We start from the raw sequence: 17,237 nt of genomic DNA, 5'->3' as shown, positions 1-17,237 counted from the left end.
GGGTATGGCTGAAGTCCGGCCGATCCTGACCGGGCACAAGTCGCTGATCGTCGGTGTCGCGAACGATCAGTCGATTGCTTACGGCTGCGCGGAAGCATTCCGGGCGTGCGGGGCGGACCTCGCCATCACCTGGCTTAATGACAAGGCGCGGCCGCACGTCGAGCCATTGGGCGAGAAGCTTGGTGCCGAGATCATGGCGCCGCTCAACGTCGAAAATCCCGGCGAATTGGAGGCGGTCTTCGACGAAATCGGCAGCCGCTGGGGCAAACTCGATAGCCTGATCCACTCCATCGCCTTTGCGCCGAAGGAAGATCTGCAGGGCGGGCTGCTGGATTGCTCCGCCGCAGGGTTCGCGCGGGCAATGGACGTATCCTGCCACTCTTTCGTCCGGATGGCGAAGTTGGCCGCCCCACTGATGAAAGACGGCGGCACCATGTTCGCGATGAGTTACCTCGGCGCCAACCGCGTCGTGACCAACTACAACGTCATGGGTCCGGTTAAGGCAGCGCTTGAAGCGGCCTGCCGTTACCTCGCCTTTGAGCTGGGCCCCCAAAACATTCGCGTGCACGCCATCTCGCCCGGTCCCCTCAAAACCCGGGCGGCGTCGGGCATCAAGGATTTCGAGCACCTACTCAACGACGCAGTCGCGAGATCGCCGCTGCACGAGCTGGTCGACATCGACGATGTCGGCTTCGCCTGTGCCTATCTCGCGGCCGACTTCGCCCGGCGGATCACCGGCGGGACAATCTACATCGACGGCGGCGCAAACATCATCGGATAACGGGAGAGACAGCATGGCGCAGTGCATCGCAGTGGTGAACGCCGGCTCATCCAGCGTGAAGTTCGGCTTCTATGACAGCGAGGGCGAGGAGACCCTGCTGCTGCGCGGTGCCGTCGAGCAGATCGGCGTTTCGCCGACGCTATCGGCAAGCGATGGCGCCGGAAACGACGTGGTGGAGCGCAGCTGGCCGAAGGACGGCTTCACGCACGCGCAAGCAATGACGTCTGTACTGGACGTCGCCCGTGAGTTCTTGCCGGAAGGTTCGACCGTTGTCGGCGTCGGCCACCGCGTGGTTCATGGCGGAACCGAATTTGCAGGCCCAGCGAAGGTGAGCCCCGAGGTCATCGCCGTGCTCGAGGGATTTTCGCCCTTGGCGCCGCTGCACCAGCCGCACAATCTCGCGCCGATCAAGGCAATCGCGCAAAATCGGCCGGACATTCCCCAGGTCGCCTGCTTCGATACCGCCTTCCACCAAACCCAACCGCATCTCGCGCAAGCCTATGCGCTGCCACGAGAGCTCAGCGACGAAGGCATCAAGCGCTACGGATTTCACGGCCTGTCCTATGACTATGTGAGTTCCCGGCTGCGCGAGGTTGCGCCGGATCATGCCGACAAGAAGATCATCATCGCCCACCTCGGCAATGGCGCAAGCGTATGCGCCATCGACAAGGGGAAGAGCGTCGCAACGACGATGGGATTCACGGCGGTCGAGGGGTTGGTCATGGGGACCCGCTGCGGTTCGATCGACCCAGGCGTGCTCATCTACCTGATGGACGAAAAGGGCATGGATGCCAGGGCGCTCGAAACCCTGGTCTACAAGAAATGCGGGCTGCTCGGCGTTTCGGGCATTTCATCCGACATGCGGACCTTGCGCGGATCCGACGATCCGCGGGCGCGGGAAGCGATCGATCTGTTCATCTATCGCATCGTCCGCGAGATCGGGTCGCTGGCGGCGGCGCTTGGCGGCGTCGACGGATTGGTATTCACCGGTGGTATCGGGCAGCGCGACGCCAAGACCAGGCGCGAAGTCGCGGCTGGTTGCGCATGGCTGGGTGCGGAGCTGGATGAAGCGCGGAATGGCGGCGCCGAAGGGCTGATCAGCACCGATGGGTCAGCGCTACCGATGTGGGTCGTACAGACCGACGAGGAGCTGGTAATCGCGCGGCAGACGGCCGTGGTTCTGGGGATTTAGCGCGGCTGCACGTCGATCGTTTTCGTATGCGGGTGGTGCTTGTCCAGGTGCCGCTTGATGATCCGCAGATTGCGCGTGTTCGACTGGAAGAAGAGGTCAGGGATCGCGCCGATCCAGGGAATAAGGCCGAGCAGCATGTCGAAACCGATGTTCCCGCCCATCCGCGCGATCTGCCATTTCGACATGCCCAGGTTCCGCGCTTCCCAGGCGATGTAGCTGCCTAGCGCGGCGGCGCTGATCGTTCCGATGCCGGGTATGATGTCGAGGATGACATCGAGTCCGACCGGCTTGTTGATGCCCGGGATGACGAACATCCGTTCCAGCACCTTCTCCATCGCCTCAACCCGCTGACGAACCGAGTGAGGATCGGTGCCAAGGCTGGGCATTTGGCGGCCCAGCTTCGGGGTCGGCTGTTCAATGGTGTCGGTCAACGCAATCCTCCGCTGTTTCCAATCTCAGCAAGGCCAACCAACGTATGACGGGCAAAGGGGTTCTCTTCGAAGCCGGGAGCGCGGCCCGAAACCAGCGACCACCGGATCGGGGCGGCAATAGGGATGAACAGCTGCGCATCGTCCATCATCCGGGCCGCTTCAAGGAACAGCTGGGCGCGCTGGGCGGAATCTGGCGTGAGGCGCGCCTGGTCGAGCAACGGATCAGCATCTTCCAGGCAGACGGGAACCATGTCGCATCGGAACCGGCGAAGGAACCACGCCGGGGACGAGGAAGGGGCGACTTCATCGATCCAGACGAGGTCCGCCGACGCAAGGGTAGGGGCACGATCGACCCGAATGCCCAGCGGTCCCCAATCATAGCGCAGACGAGCCAATAGATAGTCTCCGCCAGGGCCGGCCGGCAGGAGAATGCGAAGGTTCGGCAGCTCAACCTTGCCGAACAGTCGCCGGGCCTCGGCGACAAGGGCTTGCCTCCGTTCGATCACGGGCTGTGCTATCCAGGCAGGTTGCTGCGGCGCTCCCACGCCCTCCAGTCCGGACTGGAGAATCGTTGCCCGCGGCTGAAGGCCATTGACGTGGAGGCCGGCAATCAATGCGTCGCGATCGATCGCGGTGCTGAGCAATCGCCGCACGTCGCGTTCCTTGAGCGCTTCACGGCGGCCTGTCGGCGCCAATCCGAAAAGCCCCGCCACCGGGTCGAACCGACGAGCACCTCGCGGAAGCTTGGCCATGAATGCATAGGGAAGGTCGCCCACGGTGCCGCCGAGCAAGAGCTCGAGGTCGCCGTTTGCAAAGGCGGCGATCAGCTTTTGGGCATCTCCTCCGCTCAAATGGATCTTCTCGACCGGATCCTCCGCATCGGGGATCCGGATGCGGTGAGCGAGAAAAATGCCCGGCAGCTTCTTCAGCTCCGCCGGCAGCGGCGCAATCTGTTCGGCGGTGGCCGGCTGGAACGGACCGGTCCCCACGCTTGCCCTGACCAGCCCAAACTCCGGTTGGGCGAGCAGCTGCAGAAGGTTGGGGCGAGGTGCGTTGAGCCGAATTTCGATGACCCGGTCGGTCATCGCGACGATCTCGCGGACCGCGCCCAGCGTATCCTTGAGCGGGTTCTTGCTGGACGGCCTTAATTGGCGGCTGATGATCCGGGCGACCTCATCCGCCTTGATCTTGCGGCCGTCCGGCCATTCGCCGGTCTGCAATCGAAAAATATAGCTGAGGCCGTCGTCGCTTACGTTCCATCGTTCGGCGAGGCCCGGAACGACCTGGCCGCGCTCGTCGAAGCGGACAAGGCCCTGAGCGACATTGGAGCGGATCAAGGCTTCTCCGGCCGTCAGCGGTACCGAGACAGTTTCGACCAGTTTCGGCTCTGTCCCGATCACCGCGACTCGCGTCAGATCCGACGCGCCGCTTCCGCAGGCGATGGGGCCCAGGGCGGCCAGTGCCGCAAACATCAGGCCAAGGCTGAATCGACGGACGGCCATTGGGGCTTTGGTTTACCTTTAAAGCAGGGTTCAGCAACCACTGGATATTCGAACCCAACTGTTTTACCTAACTAAAGCAGTTCGGCCGCTGGAGTTTCGTGCCGGAAGGGGAGAAATGGCAGACGACCACGGCCCGGGTTTCGACCGCGCACATGGCATCTGGCAGCGTGGCGGCACTGACGTCGAAAACCTGCCCGATCCCTTCGGACCTGGTGCACGCCATCCCGAGGCAGCGACGCCTCCGAAACCTCCGGGAAAGTATCGGCGCTGGCTTCGCTGGGGCTTCAACATCTTTGCGGCCCTGCTGCTCGTCACCTTGATCTGGCTGATCGTCACCGCTCCTCTGTCCCGCGCGCTGGAGCCGCTGGACGATCCCGCGATGCTGCTTGTTTCTACCGAGGGCCGGGCGATCGCTCGTCGCGGCGCGATCAAGGACGAACCGGTGGACGCGGCGAAGCTGGACCCGCTGACGCCTGCCGCCTTCATTTCCATCGAGGATCGTCGGTTCCGCAGTCACTGGGGGATCGATCCGCGAGCGATCGGTCGCGCCATGGTTGCCAATTTCCAGGCGGGCGGCGTGCGTCAAGGCGGAAGCACCATCACGCAGCAGCTGGCAAAAACCAGCTTCCTGTCCGCGGACAGGTCAATCAAGCGGAAGGCACAGGAGGTGATCATCGCCTTCTGGCTGGAAGGCTGGCTGACCAAGGACGAAATCCTCTCGCGGTACCTGTCGTCCGTTTACTTCGGCGACGGCGTCTATGGCCTCCGCGCTGCGTCGCGACATTATTTCGATCGGGAGCCGGAACGGCTGACCCTGGCGCAGTCGGCGATGCTGGCGGGCATGGTGCAGGCTCCGTCACGCCTTGCCCCGACGCGCAACCTGGCGCTGGCCCAGAAACGGAGCCGTTTGGTGCTTCAGACGATGGCCGATACCGGCGTGATCAGCCAGGCTCGCGCGGAATCGACGAAATCCGCGCGGCCAGTGGGAACGGCGAGCAGCGTTCCGACCGGCACATATTTCGCGGATTGGGTCGCACCGCAGGCCGCCAAGGCGTTCGAAGCCGATTATGGCGAGGTGAAGGTTCCGACGACACTCGACGCCGATCTCCAGCGGATCGCAGTGCGCGCGGTCGCGAATGCGAAGATCGGCGATGCCCAGGCCGCGCTTGTGGCGATGCGGCCCGACGGCCGGGTAGTGGCAATGGTTGGCGGCCGCAATTACGGGAAGAGCCCGTTCAACCGCGCCACTCAGGCTCGGCGTCAGCCGGGCAGCGCGTTCAAATTGTTCGTCTACCTCGCAGCGCTGAGGGCCGGTTACCGGCCCGACAGCAAGATCGAGGATCGGCCGATCACCCTGGATGGCTGGTCGCCTGGCAACAATGACGGCGTCTATCGCGGGACCATTACCTTGCGGGAAGCCTTCGCCCGATCGAGCAATGCGGCGACGGTTCGCCTGGCCGAGCAGGTCGGACGGCAGAATATCATTCGGGCGGCGCGAGACTTGGGAATCGACTCGCCGCTGACGGATCGGCCGAGCCTCTCTCTCGGAACGTCCGGCGTCAGCTTGCTTGAACTGACGGCAGCCTATGCGGCAATTGCCGGCGGGCGTTACCCGGTCGAGCCGCGAGGACTGCCGCTCGACAAGGAGGAAGAAGGGCTTTCGGGCTTCTTCGCGCGCGGGGGTCATCTGGACGATCGGCGGGATCGGGCACCGATGATGGAACTGCTCTGGGCTGCGGCCAATGAAGGGACGGGCCGCCGTGCGGCCATTTCGACGGCGACCTTCGGCAAGACCGGCACGACTCAGAATAACCGTGACGCGCTGTTTGTGGGCTTTGCAGGCAATCTTGTTGTCGGGGTCTGGGTGGGCCGCGACGACAACCAGTCGCTTGGGCGAATCACTGGTGGAACTGCGCCGGCGGAAATCTGGCGGCGGTTCATGGGATCGGCGATTTCGATCGACGGCCGGCAGGGCCCGCCGCTGCCCGAAGGATTCCGCTTGCCAGAACGTCGACAGCCTCAGAAGGAGCGCAAGAGCCCGCTCCCTGACGACTGGAGCGAAAGCGGCAAGGCGGTGCGCTCCATCCTGGAGATGGTAGAGCGGCTTATCGATCAGAATTGATCCGTTTTAGAATTAATTACGGTTAACGCGCGGAAACCGGTGACTTTAAGTCTTTCTCAACCCTTCAGGGCGTAATCCTCTCTGCAACCGACGCGGATTTGATGCGGAGGTAAGGGAATTGTGGATCCCTTTTGTGGAGCCTGAAGGAGACCAGAGATGGCCAAGTTTCTGAAGCTGATCAAGAACGAAGACGGTGCGACCGCCATTGAGTACGGCCTGATTGCCGCTCTCATCGCTGTTGCCGCGATTGCCGCTATGGGCAACATCGGCGACCAGCTGGGCGACACCTTCAACGACGTTGCGACCGAGCTCAGCACCGCTCGCAACTAATCGTTCGAAGATTAGTCAAAAAGATTGGCGGCGGCGTCGAAAGGCGCCGCCGCTTTTCTTTTGTCTTCGCCAAGGATGCCTCGGGTCAAAGCGTCGAGCGCTATCCGGGCTACGGCAAAGTAGCCAAAGGGCCGAACTAGAACGTCGAAGCAGCCGTGCGCCAGGCGCAAGGATCTTGGGGTTTCGAGTAGGCCAGCCTATCGATGGCCAGTTGAAGTTGCGGCCCGACGAGCGGCGATATGCCGGGATCCTTGTCGAGCAATTCCAATGCTCTCAACATCAGATCTAGGGCGATCTCGCGCGTGTCGAGCACGTCTTTTTCGGCGGAAATCCGCCGCAAACGGTCAGATTTAATTTTCATTTATTGCTCCCCCTTTCCGCTCGATGAACGAGCACGCTTGCGTCGGCAACCGGAGATAACGGTTAACTTCGAGGAAACTGATCCGAATCGGACTAAGCTGTCGCAGCTCAGCTGATGCCCGCCATTCCCGCGGCGGAAAATTCATGAGGCCTCCAACAAAAATTGTGCGAGACGGGTCGCTCATTTGGAATTGGGTGCATGGGCGAGCAATTGTTTGTTGGAATCGAAACCGGCGGGACCAAGATCCTGGCGAGAATGACCGATGAGAATGGGAAAGTCGTGGCTGACGGTCGCTGGGCCACCAGCACTCCCGCCGCTGCACTGCATGATCTCGTCGAATTCATTGGGCACGAGAAGCGCGAAGGTCAGCTTGCCGCAATCGGACTTGCGGCCTTCGGGCCCTTGGTCACCGACCGCTCATCGCCGGACTATGGACTGATGCTGACCACCACCAAGCCGGGATGGTCCGGTTCCAACCTTCGAGCCGATATTGCGAGCCGGTTTGATGTGCCGGTGGTGGTCGACAGCGATGTAAATGCCGCCGCCGTAGCGGAGCAGGCCTTGGGGGCAGGGAAGGGATTGCCGAGTGTTGCCTATGTCACCGTCGGGACGGGCATTGGTGCCGGACTGGCGACCAACGGCAGGAGCTTGACCGGCGTCATGCATCCGGAAGCAGGGCATTTGCAGCTCAACCGGCTGCCCGGCGACGACATTCCCAGCCTATGCCGGTTCCATGAAAACTGCGCAGAAGGGTTGGTTTCCGGGCCGGCGCTGAACAAGCGGCTAAATGGACGGCAGCTTTCCGAAGACACTGCCGTCGCCGAACTGGTCACCCGCTACCTGGGCCAACTTGCCGCCAGTCTCGTGCTCGCTTGGTCGCCGCATCGGATCATCTGGGGCGGCGGGGCGATCAGCGAGGCGGACATAGTCCCGCGGATCGAGGAATCTATGCGTGCGGCACTTGGTGGTTATGGCGTTGGGCCTGCTGTCGAACGTCCAGGGTTTTGCGTTCCTGCCGCACTCAAGAATGCAGGTCTCGAAGGGGCATTGCTGATGGCCAGGCAGCTAGCGCTCGAAACCTAGTAGTGTTTCCCGACGCTAGGCCAGGTGGCCGAGAAGGTCCCTCACGTTGATCGGCTTCCGGATAATTGGGACCGTTTCGCGCATATGGGCCACGGCACCTTCGTCGGCGTAGCCGGTCATCAGTAGCGCCTGAAGCGCAGGCCGCTCGATCATCGCGCGATTGATCGTGTCGAGCCCGTTCATTCCCGGCATTGCGAAATCGGTGAGCAGCACGTCGTAGGAGCCGTTGGATTTCAACCGCTCGATAGCGGTCTTGCCATCGCCAACCTCGTCCACCTTGAAGCCTAGTTCGCGAAGCTGTTCGCCAAGAACGGTTCGAACGCTTTCGTCGTCATCGACCAGGAGCACTGCCTTCATCGTACCGGATGTTCGAACGTTCGAATGTTCCAATGCTTGCGGAGCGTGAGCCGGCTGATCGGTCGCCGGAAGAAACAGCTCGATCCTTGTTCCGCCGCCGGTTCGGTTGTCGATTTTCAAGAGCCCGTTCGATTGCTGGACGAAGCCCGCCACCATCGACAGCCCAAGCCCGGTTCCCTTGCCGGCTTCCTTGGTTGTGAAGAAGGGTTCGGTTACTCGGCTCACCAGTTCTTCGGGGATGCCAAGCCCCTGGTCCGAAACGCTGATCCGGATGTACGTGCCGACCTTCAAACCGGATTCCGCGTCAGTTGCGTCGAGTTCGAAATTGTCCATTTGGACCTCAACCGTGCCGCCGTTGGGCATGGCGTCGCGGGAGTTGAGGATGAGGTTGACCAGCGCAAGTTCCAGCTGCGCCTTGTCGGCATAGATGTTCTGAAGCTCATCGGGGCATTGCCAATCCACCGTGATCGTGCCGCCGAGGGTGTGTTCGACCAGCCCCGCGACCGATTTGCACAGGGACGACGCTGAAACGCTGGTCGGCTTCAGGTCCTGCTTCCGCGCAAAGGCCATCATCCGCCGGACGAGTTCCGCGCCCTGCTCGGCCGCATGGCGCATCTGGTCGATGATCCGCTGTTCGCGTTGCTCGAAATCGACCCGGCGTTCCAGCAAGTGGATACCGCCGATCACCGCCGACAACAGGTTGTTGAAGTCGTGGGCCACTCCACCAGTCAGCTGTCCGATCGCGTCCATCTTCTGCGCATGGATCAGCCGGCCTTCCAGCAGCCGCTGTTCGGTCACATCCGTAAGCGTTCCGGCAAATTGAGAAGCTTCCCCGGTCACGTCTGACACCAATACGGCCTGGTCGTGGAAGTGCTTGTAGCTGCCGTCGGCGCATTGCCAGCGATACTCGATCGAAAGTCGTCCCGTTTCACGGCTCGCGCCAATCGCTTCCAGCACCCGCTCGCGATCCTCGGGATGCAGGCGGCGTTCCCAAAGCTCCGGGTCCTGCTGGGCCTCGTCGAAGTCAAAGCCGGTCATGGCCGTAAAGTCACCTGAGACGAAGTCCGGCCGGCGCGACTGATTTCCTAATGGCTCCATGTAGAGCAGGATCGGGATCGAACGGATGATAGCGGCCTCGCGCTCGCGTGTTGCCTGCAACTCGCGTGCGATTTGGAGGCGGTCCAGCTCCGCCTTGAAATTGGCATCGCGAAGCTTTTGTTCCGCAACGCTTTTTTCCTCGACCTGTGCTCTCACATTATAGAGATCGACAAATACGCTGACCTTCGATTTCAGGATCAGCGGATCGACGGGTTTGAACACATAATCGACCGCGCCCATCGCGTAGCCGCGCATCAGATGCTCAGTTTCCTTGTTTACCGCCGACAGGAAGATGATTGGGATTCGGGCCGTCTGTTCGCGTTCCCGGATCAGGCCCGCGGTTTCATAACCATCGATCCCCGGCATGAAGACATCCAGCAGGATGACCGCAAAGTCGTCCTTCAGCAGATGGCGAAGCGCCGCTTTGCCGGACGTCGCAGTCACAACAGTGGCGATATCCTTCAGCAGCTCGGACAACGCCATCAGGTTCCGCTCATCGTCGTCGACCAGCAGAATCTTGGCTCCGGCCGGCGGTGCGGAAGCCGCCGTGTCGGAGCTGGACTTTTTTATACGCGACGAACGGGTCATTTCGGTCATGCGGCTTTCGAGCTTCTGCGGGGCTTGGTCAGCTTGCCGCTCTGGCCGGCCTTCGCCCGACCGATCCAAACACGCATCAAGGCGAGGAGCAGGTCGATATCGACCGGCTTTGCAATATAGTCGGACGCCCCCGCATCCAGGCACTTCTGGCGATCTCCCTTCATTGCCTTCGCAGTGACGGCGATCAGCGGGAGATCGGAAATTCCGGGCGTGCCCCGAATTCGGCGCATGGTTTCATAGCCGTCCATGTCGGGCATCATGATGTCGACCAGCGCTGCGTCGATGTCTGGGTTCGCCTGGATAATGGCGATGCCTTCGGCTCCGCGTTCGGCGTGCAGGACTTCGACGTCATGCACCTCCAGGACGCTCGTCAGCGAGTATATATTCCGGATGTCGTCATCGATGATCAGGATCCGGCTCCCGGCAATTTCCGGGATCGCTTCACGCTTGGTCGCCCGAGCCGCCCGGCGAGTGGAGGCTTTACCCTTCGCCGAGGGGCGGGCCGATTTGGCGATGGTTTCGAACAGATCGGCCAGCTGATCGCGGTCGGCCGGCTTGTCGATAACGCGAGTGGCGCCAATGGTGAGCGCATGTTCGGCTTGTTCGGCACCGGAAATCACGTGGACCGGAATGTCGGCCGTGTCCGGATCGTGGCGCAGCAAGTCGAGCAGCACGAAACCGTCGATGTCCGATAATCCGAGGTCGAGCGTGATGGCATTGGGGCGCAACTTGCGGACCATCGCAATCGTTCCGGAGCCCGCCGAAGAAATGACGCCCTTGAGGCCCTGGTCGTGGGCCAGTTCGAGGAGAATGCCGGCAAAGGTCGCGTCATCCTCGACGATCAGCACAAAGGGCTGGCCATCAAGCTCGTCACGGTCGTCCGGCGGGGCATAGCTCATCGCTGGGATTGATGGAGCTTCCCCGGGCAAGACATCCATTGCGGTCATTGCGATCGGGACGCTGAGCGACTGGATGGGCACGTAGAGCGTGAAGATCGATCCTTCGCCCGGCGTCGAACGAACCTGGAGCTCGCCACCAAGCAACCGCGCAATTTCGCGGCTGATCGACAGGCCGAGGCCGGTACCACCATATTTGCGGCTGGTCGTACCGTCGGCCTGCTGGAAGGCTTCGAAGATCAGGCGCTGCTTGTCTTGCGGAATTCCGATGCCGGTGTCGCTGACCGAAATCTCGATAACCTGGTCGGAATCGCGAAGGATCGGATGTGTCGGACTCCATCCTTCGGTAGCGGTTCGTGCCGAAAGGGTGACGCCGCCATTGGCCGTGAACTTGAAGGCGTTGGACAAAAGGTTGAGGACGATCTGCTGCAGCCGCTTTTCGTCGGTGCGAATGGTCGGCGGCAAGGTTTCGTCGAACTCGACATTGAAGGCGAGGCCCTTTTCCGAAGCGAGCTGGCGGAAAGTGCGCTCCATATGCTGCTTCAAACCGGCCATGGGCACGTCGCCGATCTCGATCGAAACCGTGCCGGACTCGATCTTCGACAGGTCGAGGATGTCGTTGATCAGGTTGAGCAGGTCGGCGCCGGCGCTGTGGATCGTGCGCGCGAACTCCGTCTGCTTTTCATTGAGGTTGCCCTGCTGGTTGTCGGCCAGCAGCTTTGACAGGATCAGCAGCGAGTTGAGCGGGGTTCGCAGTTCGTGGCTCATATTGGCCAGGAATTCCGATTTATACTTGGACGTCAGGGACAGCTGCTCGGCCTTTTCCTCGACCGCGCGGCGGGCCATCTCGATTTCGAAATTCTTGGCCTCGACCTGACGCTTCTCGTTTTCGAGCAGCTGGGCCTTTTCCTGCAGCTCCTCATTGGTGTTGTGCAGTTCTTCCTGCTTCGTCGTGAGCTCGGTCTGGCGCGCCTGAAGCTCCTGCGTGAGCAGCTGCGATTGGGCGAGCAGTCCCTCGGTGCGCATCGTCGCCGCGATGGTGTTGAGCACGATGCCGACGGTTTCCATCAGCTGGTTGAGGAAACTGTGGTGCGTCTCGTTGAACTCTTCGAACGAGGCCAGTTCGATGACCGCCTTGACCTCATCTTCGAACAGGGCGGGCAGGATGTTGATGTTGACCGGCGACGCGGCGCCCAGGCCCGATCCGATCTTGATGAAATCGCCGGGGACACTGTTGAGGCGCATCGGCCGCTTGTCTGCCGCAGCCTGTCCGATCAGCCCTTCACGCAGGGCGAATTGCTGTTTCAGGTCCTCGTGATTGTCGGCGCCATAGCTCGCGACCAGTTCCAGCTTGGTGTCTTCCTCGTCGCGGTTGGACACGTAGAACACGCCATATTGCGCGTTCACCAGCGGTGCGAGCTCCGACATGATCAGGTTGGAGATGGTGGCGAGATCGCGCTCGCCCTGAAGCATGCGGCTGAAGCGGGCGAGGTTGGTCTTTAGCCAATCCTGTTCGGCATTCTTGAGCGTCTGTTCCTTCAGGTTGAGGATCATCTCGTTGATGTTGTCTTTGAGGGCCGCCATCTCGCCGGATGCCTCGACGGCGATCGAGCGGGTAAGGTCGCCCTTGGTCACGGCGGTTGCGACTTCGGCGATCGAGCGCACCTGATTGGTCAGGTTCGCGGCGAGCTGGTTCACGTTGTCCGTAAGGTCGCGCCACAGGCCGGCGGCACCCGGAACGCGCGCCTGACCGCCAAGGCGGCCTTCGACGCCAACTTCGCGGGCCATGTTCGTCACCTGGTCGCCGAAGGTCGACAGCGTCTCGATCATGCCGTTGATCGTCTCGGCAAGCGCGGCGATTTCGCCTTTCGCGTCGAAGGTCAGCTTGCGCTTCAAATTGCCCTGAGCGACGGCCGTCACGACGTCGGCGATGCCGCGCACCTGGTTGGTCAGGTTGGTGGCCATCAGGTTGACGTTGTCGGTCAGGTCCTTCCACGTGCCGCCGACACCAGGAACCTGAGCCTGGCCGCCCAGCTTGCCCTCAGTACCCACTTCGCGCGCGACGCGTGTCACCTCGCTGGCGAAGCCGTTGAGCTGGTCCACCATCGTGTTGATGGTGTTCTTCAGCGCGAGGATTTCGCCCTTCACGTCGACGGTGATCTTCTTGGACAAGTCGCCGCGCGCCACGGCGGTCGTCACGTCGGCGATATTGCGGACCTGGCCGGTCAGATTGTCGGCCATCAGGTTCACGTTGTCGGTCAGGTCCTTCCAGGTGCCTGCGACGCCGCGCACATGGGCCTGGCCGCCAAGCTTTCCTTCCGTACCCACTTCGCGGGCCACACGGGTCACTTCGGAGGCGAACGAGTTGAGCTGATCGACCATCGTATTGATGGTGTTCTTGAGCTCCAGGATTTCGCCCTTCACGTCGACGGTGATCTTCTTGGAGAGATCGCCAAGCGCAACGGCGGTGGTCACCTCGGCGATGTTGCGGACCTGACCGGTGAGGTTCGCGGCCATGGCGTTCACATTGTCGGTAAGGTCCTTCCAGGTGCCGCCGACGCCCTCGACCTGCGCCTGGCCTCCCAGCCGGCCTTCGGTGCCGACCTCGCGGGCGACGCGCGTCACTTCGGAGGCGAAACTGTTGAGCTGGTCGACCATCGTGTTGATGGTGTCCTTGAGCTCCAGGATCTCGCCCTTCACCTCGACGGTGATCTTCTTGGACAAGTCGCCACGAGCCACGGCGGTGGTGACGTCGGCGATGTTGCGGACCTGGCCGGTAAGGTTGCCGGCCATGGCGTTCACATTGTCGGTCAAATCCTTCCAGGTACCGGCAACGCCTTCGACCTGCGCCTGGCCGCCAAGCCGTCCTTCCGTGCCCACTTCGCGGGCCACGCGGGTCACTTCCGACGCGAAACTGTTGAGCTGGTCCACCATCACGTTGATGGTGTCCTTGAGCTCCAGGATTTCGCCCTTCACGTCGACGGTGATCTTCTTGGACAAATCGCCGCGGGCCACGGCGGTCGTCACCTCGGCGATATTGCGGACCTGGCCGGTCAGATTGTCCGCCATCAAGTTGACGTTGTCGGTAAGGTCGGCCCAGGTGCCGGCAATGCCCGGGACCTGGGCCTGTCCGCCGAGCTTGCCCTCGGTGCCCACTTCGCGCGCGACGCGCGTCACTTCCGAGGCGAAGCTGTTGAGCTGATCGACCATCGTGTTGATGGTGTTCTTGAGCTCGAGGATCTCGCCCTTCACGTCGACGGTGATCTTCTTGGACAAGTCGCCAGACGCAACGGCGGTGGTCACCTCCGCAATGTTTCGGACCTGGCCGGTCAGGTTGGCGGCCATGAAGTTGACGTTGTCGGTCAGATCCTTCCAGGTGCCTGCGACGCCGGGAACCTGTGCCTGGCCGCCGAGCTTGCCTTCGGTGCCCACTTCGCGCGCAACGCGGCTCACTTCCGAGGCGAAGCCGTTGAGCTGATCGACCATCGTGTTGATGGTGTTCTTGAGCTCGAGGATCTCGCCCTTCACGTCGACGGTGATTTTCTTGGATAGATCGCCCGAGGCGACGGCGGTGGTCACTTCGGCGATGTTGCGGACCTGGCCGGTCAAGTTGGCGGCCATGAAGTTGACGTTATCCGTGAGGTCGGCCCAGGTGCCCGCGACGCCGGGCACTTGTGCCTGTCCGCCGAGCTTGCCTTCGGTACCCACTTCGCGGGCCACGCGGCTCACTTCCGAGGCGAAGCCGTTGAGCTGGTCGACCATGGTGTTGATGGTGTTCTTGAGCTCGAGAATCTCACCCTTCACATCGACGGTGATCTTCTTGGACAAGTCGCCCGAGGCGACGGCGGTGGTCACTTCGGCGATGTTACGGACCTGGCCCGTGAGGTTCGCGGCCATCAGGTTGACGTTGTCGGTAAGGTCCTTCCAGGTGCCGGCGACGCCTTTCACATTGGCCTGTCCGCCAAGCTTTCCTTCCGTACCGACCTCGCGGGCCACGCGGGTCACTTCGGATGCGAAGCTGCCCAGCTGCTCGACCATGGTGTTGACGACCTTGCCGATGCGCAGGAACTCGCCCTTGAGCTGGCGGCCCTCGATCTCGACGGCCATGGTCTGCGACAGGTCGCCTTTCGCGACGGCGCCGATGACGCGTGCGACTTCGGTCGTCGGCTGCACCATGTCGTCGATGAGCTCGTTGACGGCGCGAAGCTTGCTGTCCCAGCCGCCGGACGCGCCGCGCACCTTGGCGCGATGGCCGATCTTGCCTTCCTTGCCGACGACCTTCGAAAGGCGCTCGAACTCTTCGGTGATTTGCTGATTGAGGCCGACTACCTCATTGAAAAGCGAAGCGATCTCGTCATCGTCGCTTCCGTCTTCCGGGAGGCGCACGGTAAAGTCGCCGCGCCTCAACCGCCGAAGCGCGTTGACCAGTTCCCTGCGCGATACTCCGAACTCCGAGCGCGGGCTCTGCTTGTTCATGGGCCCTCCCCATGGCCAGTGGATGGGCGCGAAGACAAACCCCGCCCATCGAGCCAATTCGCGGGCGGTCAATCGGTTCCCAATGCGGAAACATTTTCGCGCTTAATGGCATGTTAGCCACGATAGCAGGCCGCGTCGGTGTCGTTACTTCCAAGCGGCTTGAATAGCGCGTGCCGAACGCAGCTTGTCAGACAGCCGAAACTACCCGCGTTGCGTCGTCCTCTAGTCCCGATAGCAGCGCTTCGACATTATGCCCAAGCGCGTCGACCGCATAGCCGCCCTCCATGACGACCAGCACCGGCAATCCGATTGCAGCGATCCGCTCGCCGATCGCCCGGTAATCGTCCCGGCGAAGTCGGAAATGGGAAATCGGATCTTCTTCGAACGTATCGGCGCCGAACGACAGGACAAACAGGTCGGCACCGTGCGACCGGACCGCGTCCAGCGCTTCGGCTAGCGCTGAATAATAGGCCTGGAAATCCGTTCCGCGAGGAAGCGGCAGGTTGAGCGTCTTGCCTTCCCCGGGCCCCGCGCCGCGCTCGTCGGCGTGGCCCCAGAAGAATGGATAATCGGTCACCGGGTCGGCATGGATCGATACGAACATGACGTCCGGATCACTGTAGAAGATGTCCTGCGTCCCGTTTCCATGATGATAATCGATATCGAGGATCGCGACGCGGCGACCGGAACGGCGAGCTTGCTCGGCGGCGATGGCCGCATTGTTGAGGTAGCAATAGCCCCCGCAATAATCCGGTCCCGAATGGTGGCCCGGCGGCCGGCAGAGAGCGAAGCTGGCAGCCGCCTCGCCATCGAGGATGACGGACAATGCCGAAAGTGCGGTCTGCGCGCTCCAGTAGCTGGCTTCCCAGGTGCCTTCGGCGATCGGCGTTGCAGCATCGTAGCTGTAGAGCCCCAGCTTTGCGTCGATCCGGTCGAAATCGAGCCGCCGACGCCGGACCACTGGCCAGGTGTATCCGATGGCGTCGCCGTCGCGTCCCGTCGCCCGCCATTCCTCGTAAGCCGAGCGCAGAAATTCGACATAGGCGCGATCGTGAACGTTTAGCAGCGGCTCAAGCCCGAAATCCCTGGCGGGCCTTAGTTCGGCAAAGCTGTTCGCAATGATCTGCGCACGCGATGATTTTTCCGCATAGGCCGTCCAACCGCCGTTATGCAGTTCCTGGACGGGCTCATGCGTCAGCTGCCGCCGGTCGAAGTAGCCGGGTACGGTAATCATTTGATCAGAGTCCCTGGGCGGTCGTGCCTTGCTGCCCCTCGTGGATCGTCATCAGCGATTCGAGCAGCTCCTCGTCCGCGCTGGACATGACCGCGAGCACCACCGCCTCATCACATCCTTCCGCGGCCAAATATGCGTGTCCCATACTGGAATCGATGTAGATCGACTGACCAACATCGAGCGTGACCGAGTCATAATAAGCCGTGTTGACGGTAATTTTTCCGCTCAGGACATAAACGAACTCCTCACCTGCATGGTGGACAAGCTCGCCGAACTCCTCCGACGTCTTCGCGCGGATCTTCGAAATGACCGGGATCATCCGTTTCCGCCGAAGGTCGGTGCAGAGATAGTAATAATCATAATTGTCCGTCTCGACCCGCACGGCATGGTCGATGTCACAGAGGCTGCGGCGGGCCGTGATGGCCGCCGGCGGTTCCTCGACCGATTCGGCGAATAGTTCCGACATGCGCATGCCGAGGCGCTGCGCGACCTGGTAGAGCTTGTCGTAGGTGAGGGTCAGCCGGTCATGCTCGACCTTGGACAGCGTCGAGACCGGAATGCCGCTCTTCTCGCTCATCTGCTTCAGGGTCCAGCCCTCGCGATTGCGCACGCCACGGAGCAGGGCGCCCAAGGTCTGAACTGTTGAGGACATGTTACGCGAATCCCTTTCCGGTTGACGAATTTTCCAATCAGGATAACAGTATCCCAATCAGAACAATAGCATCAGTCTATTGAACGGCGCATGCCGGGGCAATCCCGGCGACTTGGGGAGGTAAA

12 protein-coding genes are annotated in these 17,237 nt (G+C 61.8%); 5 read left to right on the top strand and 7 right to left on the bottom strand.

Annotated elements, in window-relative coordinates; all coding sequences use genetic code 11:
* Window positions 1–4: 4 nt before the first annotated feature.
* Together fabI and LZ496_RS13040 are read left to right on the top strand one after the other, a co-directional pair.
* Complete coding sequence (gene fabI, locus LZ496_RS13045) at window positions 5–781, top strand: enoyl-ACP reductase FabI (RefSeq protein ID WP_249905162.1); 777 nt, start codon at window positions 5–7, stop codon at window positions 779–781.
* 13 nt (window positions 782–794) lie between these two features.
* A complete protein-coding gene (locus LZ496_RS13040; protein WP_249905161.1) occupies window positions 795–1,973 on the top strand; it encodes an acetate/propionate family kinase in 1,179 nt (392 codons plus the stop codon).
* On the opposite strand, the gene LZ496_RS13035 is transcribed toward LZ496_RS13040, so the two are convergent.
* A complete protein-coding gene (locus LZ496_RS13035; RefSeq protein WP_249905315.1) occupies window positions 1,970–2,359 on the bottom strand; it encodes a DUF4112 domain-containing protein in 390 nt (129 codons plus the stop codon). The genes LZ496_RS13040 and LZ496_RS13035 overlap by 4 nt on opposite strands.
* Before the next feature lie 41 nt (window positions 2,360–2,400).
* A complete protein-coding gene (locus LZ496_RS13030; RefSeq protein ID WP_249905160.1) occupies window positions 2,401–3,906 on the bottom strand; it encodes an ABC transporter substrate-binding protein in 1,506 nt (501 codons plus the stop codon).
* Window positions 3,907–4,021: 115 nt separating this feature from the next.
* Between LZ496_RS13030 and LZ496_RS13025 the strand changes: the two genes are divergently transcribed.
* Both LZ496_RS13025 and LZ496_RS13020 read left to right on the top strand, forming a co-directional pair.
* Window positions 4,022–6,028 carry a transglycosylase domain-containing protein gene (locus LZ496_RS13025; protein ID WP_249905159.1) on the top strand — a complete coding sequence of 669 codons (2,007 nt, stop codon included), beginning with the start codon at window positions 4,022–4,024 and terminating at the stop codon, window positions 6,026–6,028.
* A 156-nt stretch (window positions 6,029–6,184) separates the two neighbouring features.
* Entirely contained in the window at window positions 6,185–6,358 is a 174-nt protein-coding gene (locus LZ496_RS13020) for a Flp family type IVb pilin (protein ID WP_249905158.1), read from the top strand.
* A gap of 136 nt (window positions 6,359–6,494) precedes the next feature.
* On the opposite strand, the gene LZ496_RS13015 is transcribed toward LZ496_RS13020, so the two are convergent.
* Window positions 6,495–6,719, bottom strand: a complete 225-nt coding sequence (locus LZ496_RS13015; protein WP_249905157.1) for a hypothetical protein — start codon at window positions 6,717–6,719, stop codon at window positions 6,495–6,497.
* Between the two features lie 198 nt (window positions 6,720–6,917).
* On the opposite strand from LZ496_RS13015, the gene LZ496_RS13010 reads away from it, so the two are divergent.
* Window positions 6,918–7,802 carry an ROK family protein gene (locus LZ496_RS13010; protein WP_249905156.1) on the top strand — a complete coding sequence of 295 codons (885 nt, stop codon included), beginning with the start codon at window positions 6,918–6,920 and terminating at the stop codon, window positions 7,800–7,802.
* 15 nt (window positions 7,803–7,817) lie between these two features.
* Here the strand turns inward: LZ496_RS13010 and LZ496_RS13005 are convergent, their stop codons facing one another.
* The 4 genes from LZ496_RS13005 to LZ496_RS12990 form a co-directional block, all read right to left on the bottom strand.
* On the bottom strand, window positions 7,818–9,854 hold the full coding sequence (locus tag LZ496_RS13005) for a response regulator (RefSeq protein ID WP_249905155.1): 2,037 nt from the start codon (window positions 9,852–9,854) through the stop codon (window positions 7,818–7,820).
* Window positions 9,851–15,226: a HAMP domain-containing protein gene (locus LZ496_RS13000; protein WP_249905154.1), complete on the bottom strand. Its 5,376-nt coding sequence runs from the start codon at window positions 15,224–15,226 to the stop codon at window positions 9,851–9,853. The genes LZ496_RS13005 and LZ496_RS13000 overlap by 4 nt, the downstream gene beginning before the upstream one ends.
* Before the next feature lie 187 nt (window positions 15,227–15,413).
* Window positions 15,414–16,460 carry a histone deacetylase family protein gene (locus LZ496_RS12995; protein WP_249905153.1) on the bottom strand — a complete coding sequence of 349 codons (1,047 nt, stop codon included), beginning with the start codon at window positions 16,458–16,460 and terminating at the stop codon, window positions 15,414–15,416.
* A gap of 4 nt (window positions 16,461–16,464) precedes the next feature.
* Window positions 16,465–17,112: a helix-turn-helix domain-containing protein gene (locus tag LZ496_RS12990; RefSeq protein ID WP_249905152.1), complete on the bottom strand. Its 648-nt coding sequence runs from the start codon at window positions 17,110–17,112 to the stop codon at window positions 16,465–16,467.
* Between the last annotated feature and the right edge of the window lie 125 nt (window positions 17,113–17,237).

It is taken from the genome of Sphingomonas caseinilytica, assembly GCF_023516455.1.
Taxonomy (GTDB): domain Bacteria; phylum Pseudomonadota; class Alphaproteobacteria; order Sphingomonadales; family Sphingomonadaceae; genus Sphingomicrobium; species Sphingomicrobium caseinilyticum.
Note: the sequence above shows the minus strand (reverse complement) of the source record. Positions and strands in the feature narration are given on the sequence as shown.

Bases quoted from the DNA above. Each gene is read 5' to 3' on its own strand.
- fabI (WP_249905162.1), top strand. From the start codon at position 5: ATGGCTGAAGTCCGGCCGATCCTGACCGGGCACAAGTCGCTGATCGTC.
- LZ496_RS13040 (WP_249905161.1), top strand. From the start codon at position 795: ATGGCGCAGTGCATCGCAGTGGTGAACGCCGGCTCATCCAGCGTGAAG.
- LZ496_RS13035 (WP_249905315.1), bottom strand. From the start codon at position 2,359: ATGCCCAGCCTTGGCACCGATCCTCACTCGGTTCGTCAGCGGGTTGAG.
- LZ496_RS13030 (WP_249905160.1), bottom strand. From the start codon at position 3,906: ATGGCCGTCCGTCGATTCAGCCTTGGCCTGATGTTTGCGGCACTGGCC.
- LZ496_RS13025 (WP_249905159.1), top strand. From the start codon at position 4,022: ATGGCAGACGACCACGGCCCGGGTTTCGACCGCGCACATGGCATCTGG.
- LZ496_RS13020 (WP_249905158.1), top strand. From the start codon at position 6,185: ATGGCCAAGTTTCTGAAGCTGATCAAGAACGAAGACGGTGCGACCGCC.
- LZ496_RS13015 (WP_249905157.1), bottom strand. From the start codon at position 6,719: ATGAAAATTAAATCTGACCGTTTGCGGCGGATTTCCGCCGAAAAAGAC.
- LZ496_RS13010 (WP_249905156.1), top strand. From the start codon at position 6,918: ATGGGCGAGCAATTGTTTGTTGGAATCGAAACCGGCGGGACCAAGATC.
- LZ496_RS13005 (WP_249905155.1), bottom strand. From the start codon at position 9,854: ATGACCGAAATGACCCGTTCGTCGCGTATAAAAAAGTCCAGCTCCGAC.
- LZ496_RS13000 (WP_249905154.1), bottom strand. From the start codon at position 15,226: ATGAACAAGCAGAGCCCGCGCTCGGAGTTCGGAGTATCGCGCAGGGAA.
- LZ496_RS12995 (WP_249905153.1), bottom strand. From the start codon at position 16,460: ATGATTACCGTACCCGGCTACTTCGACCGGCGGCAGCTGACGCATGAG.
- LZ496_RS12990 (WP_249905152.1), bottom strand. From the start codon at position 17,112: ATGTCCTCAACAGTTCAGACCTTGGGCGCCCTGCTCCGTGGCGTGCGC.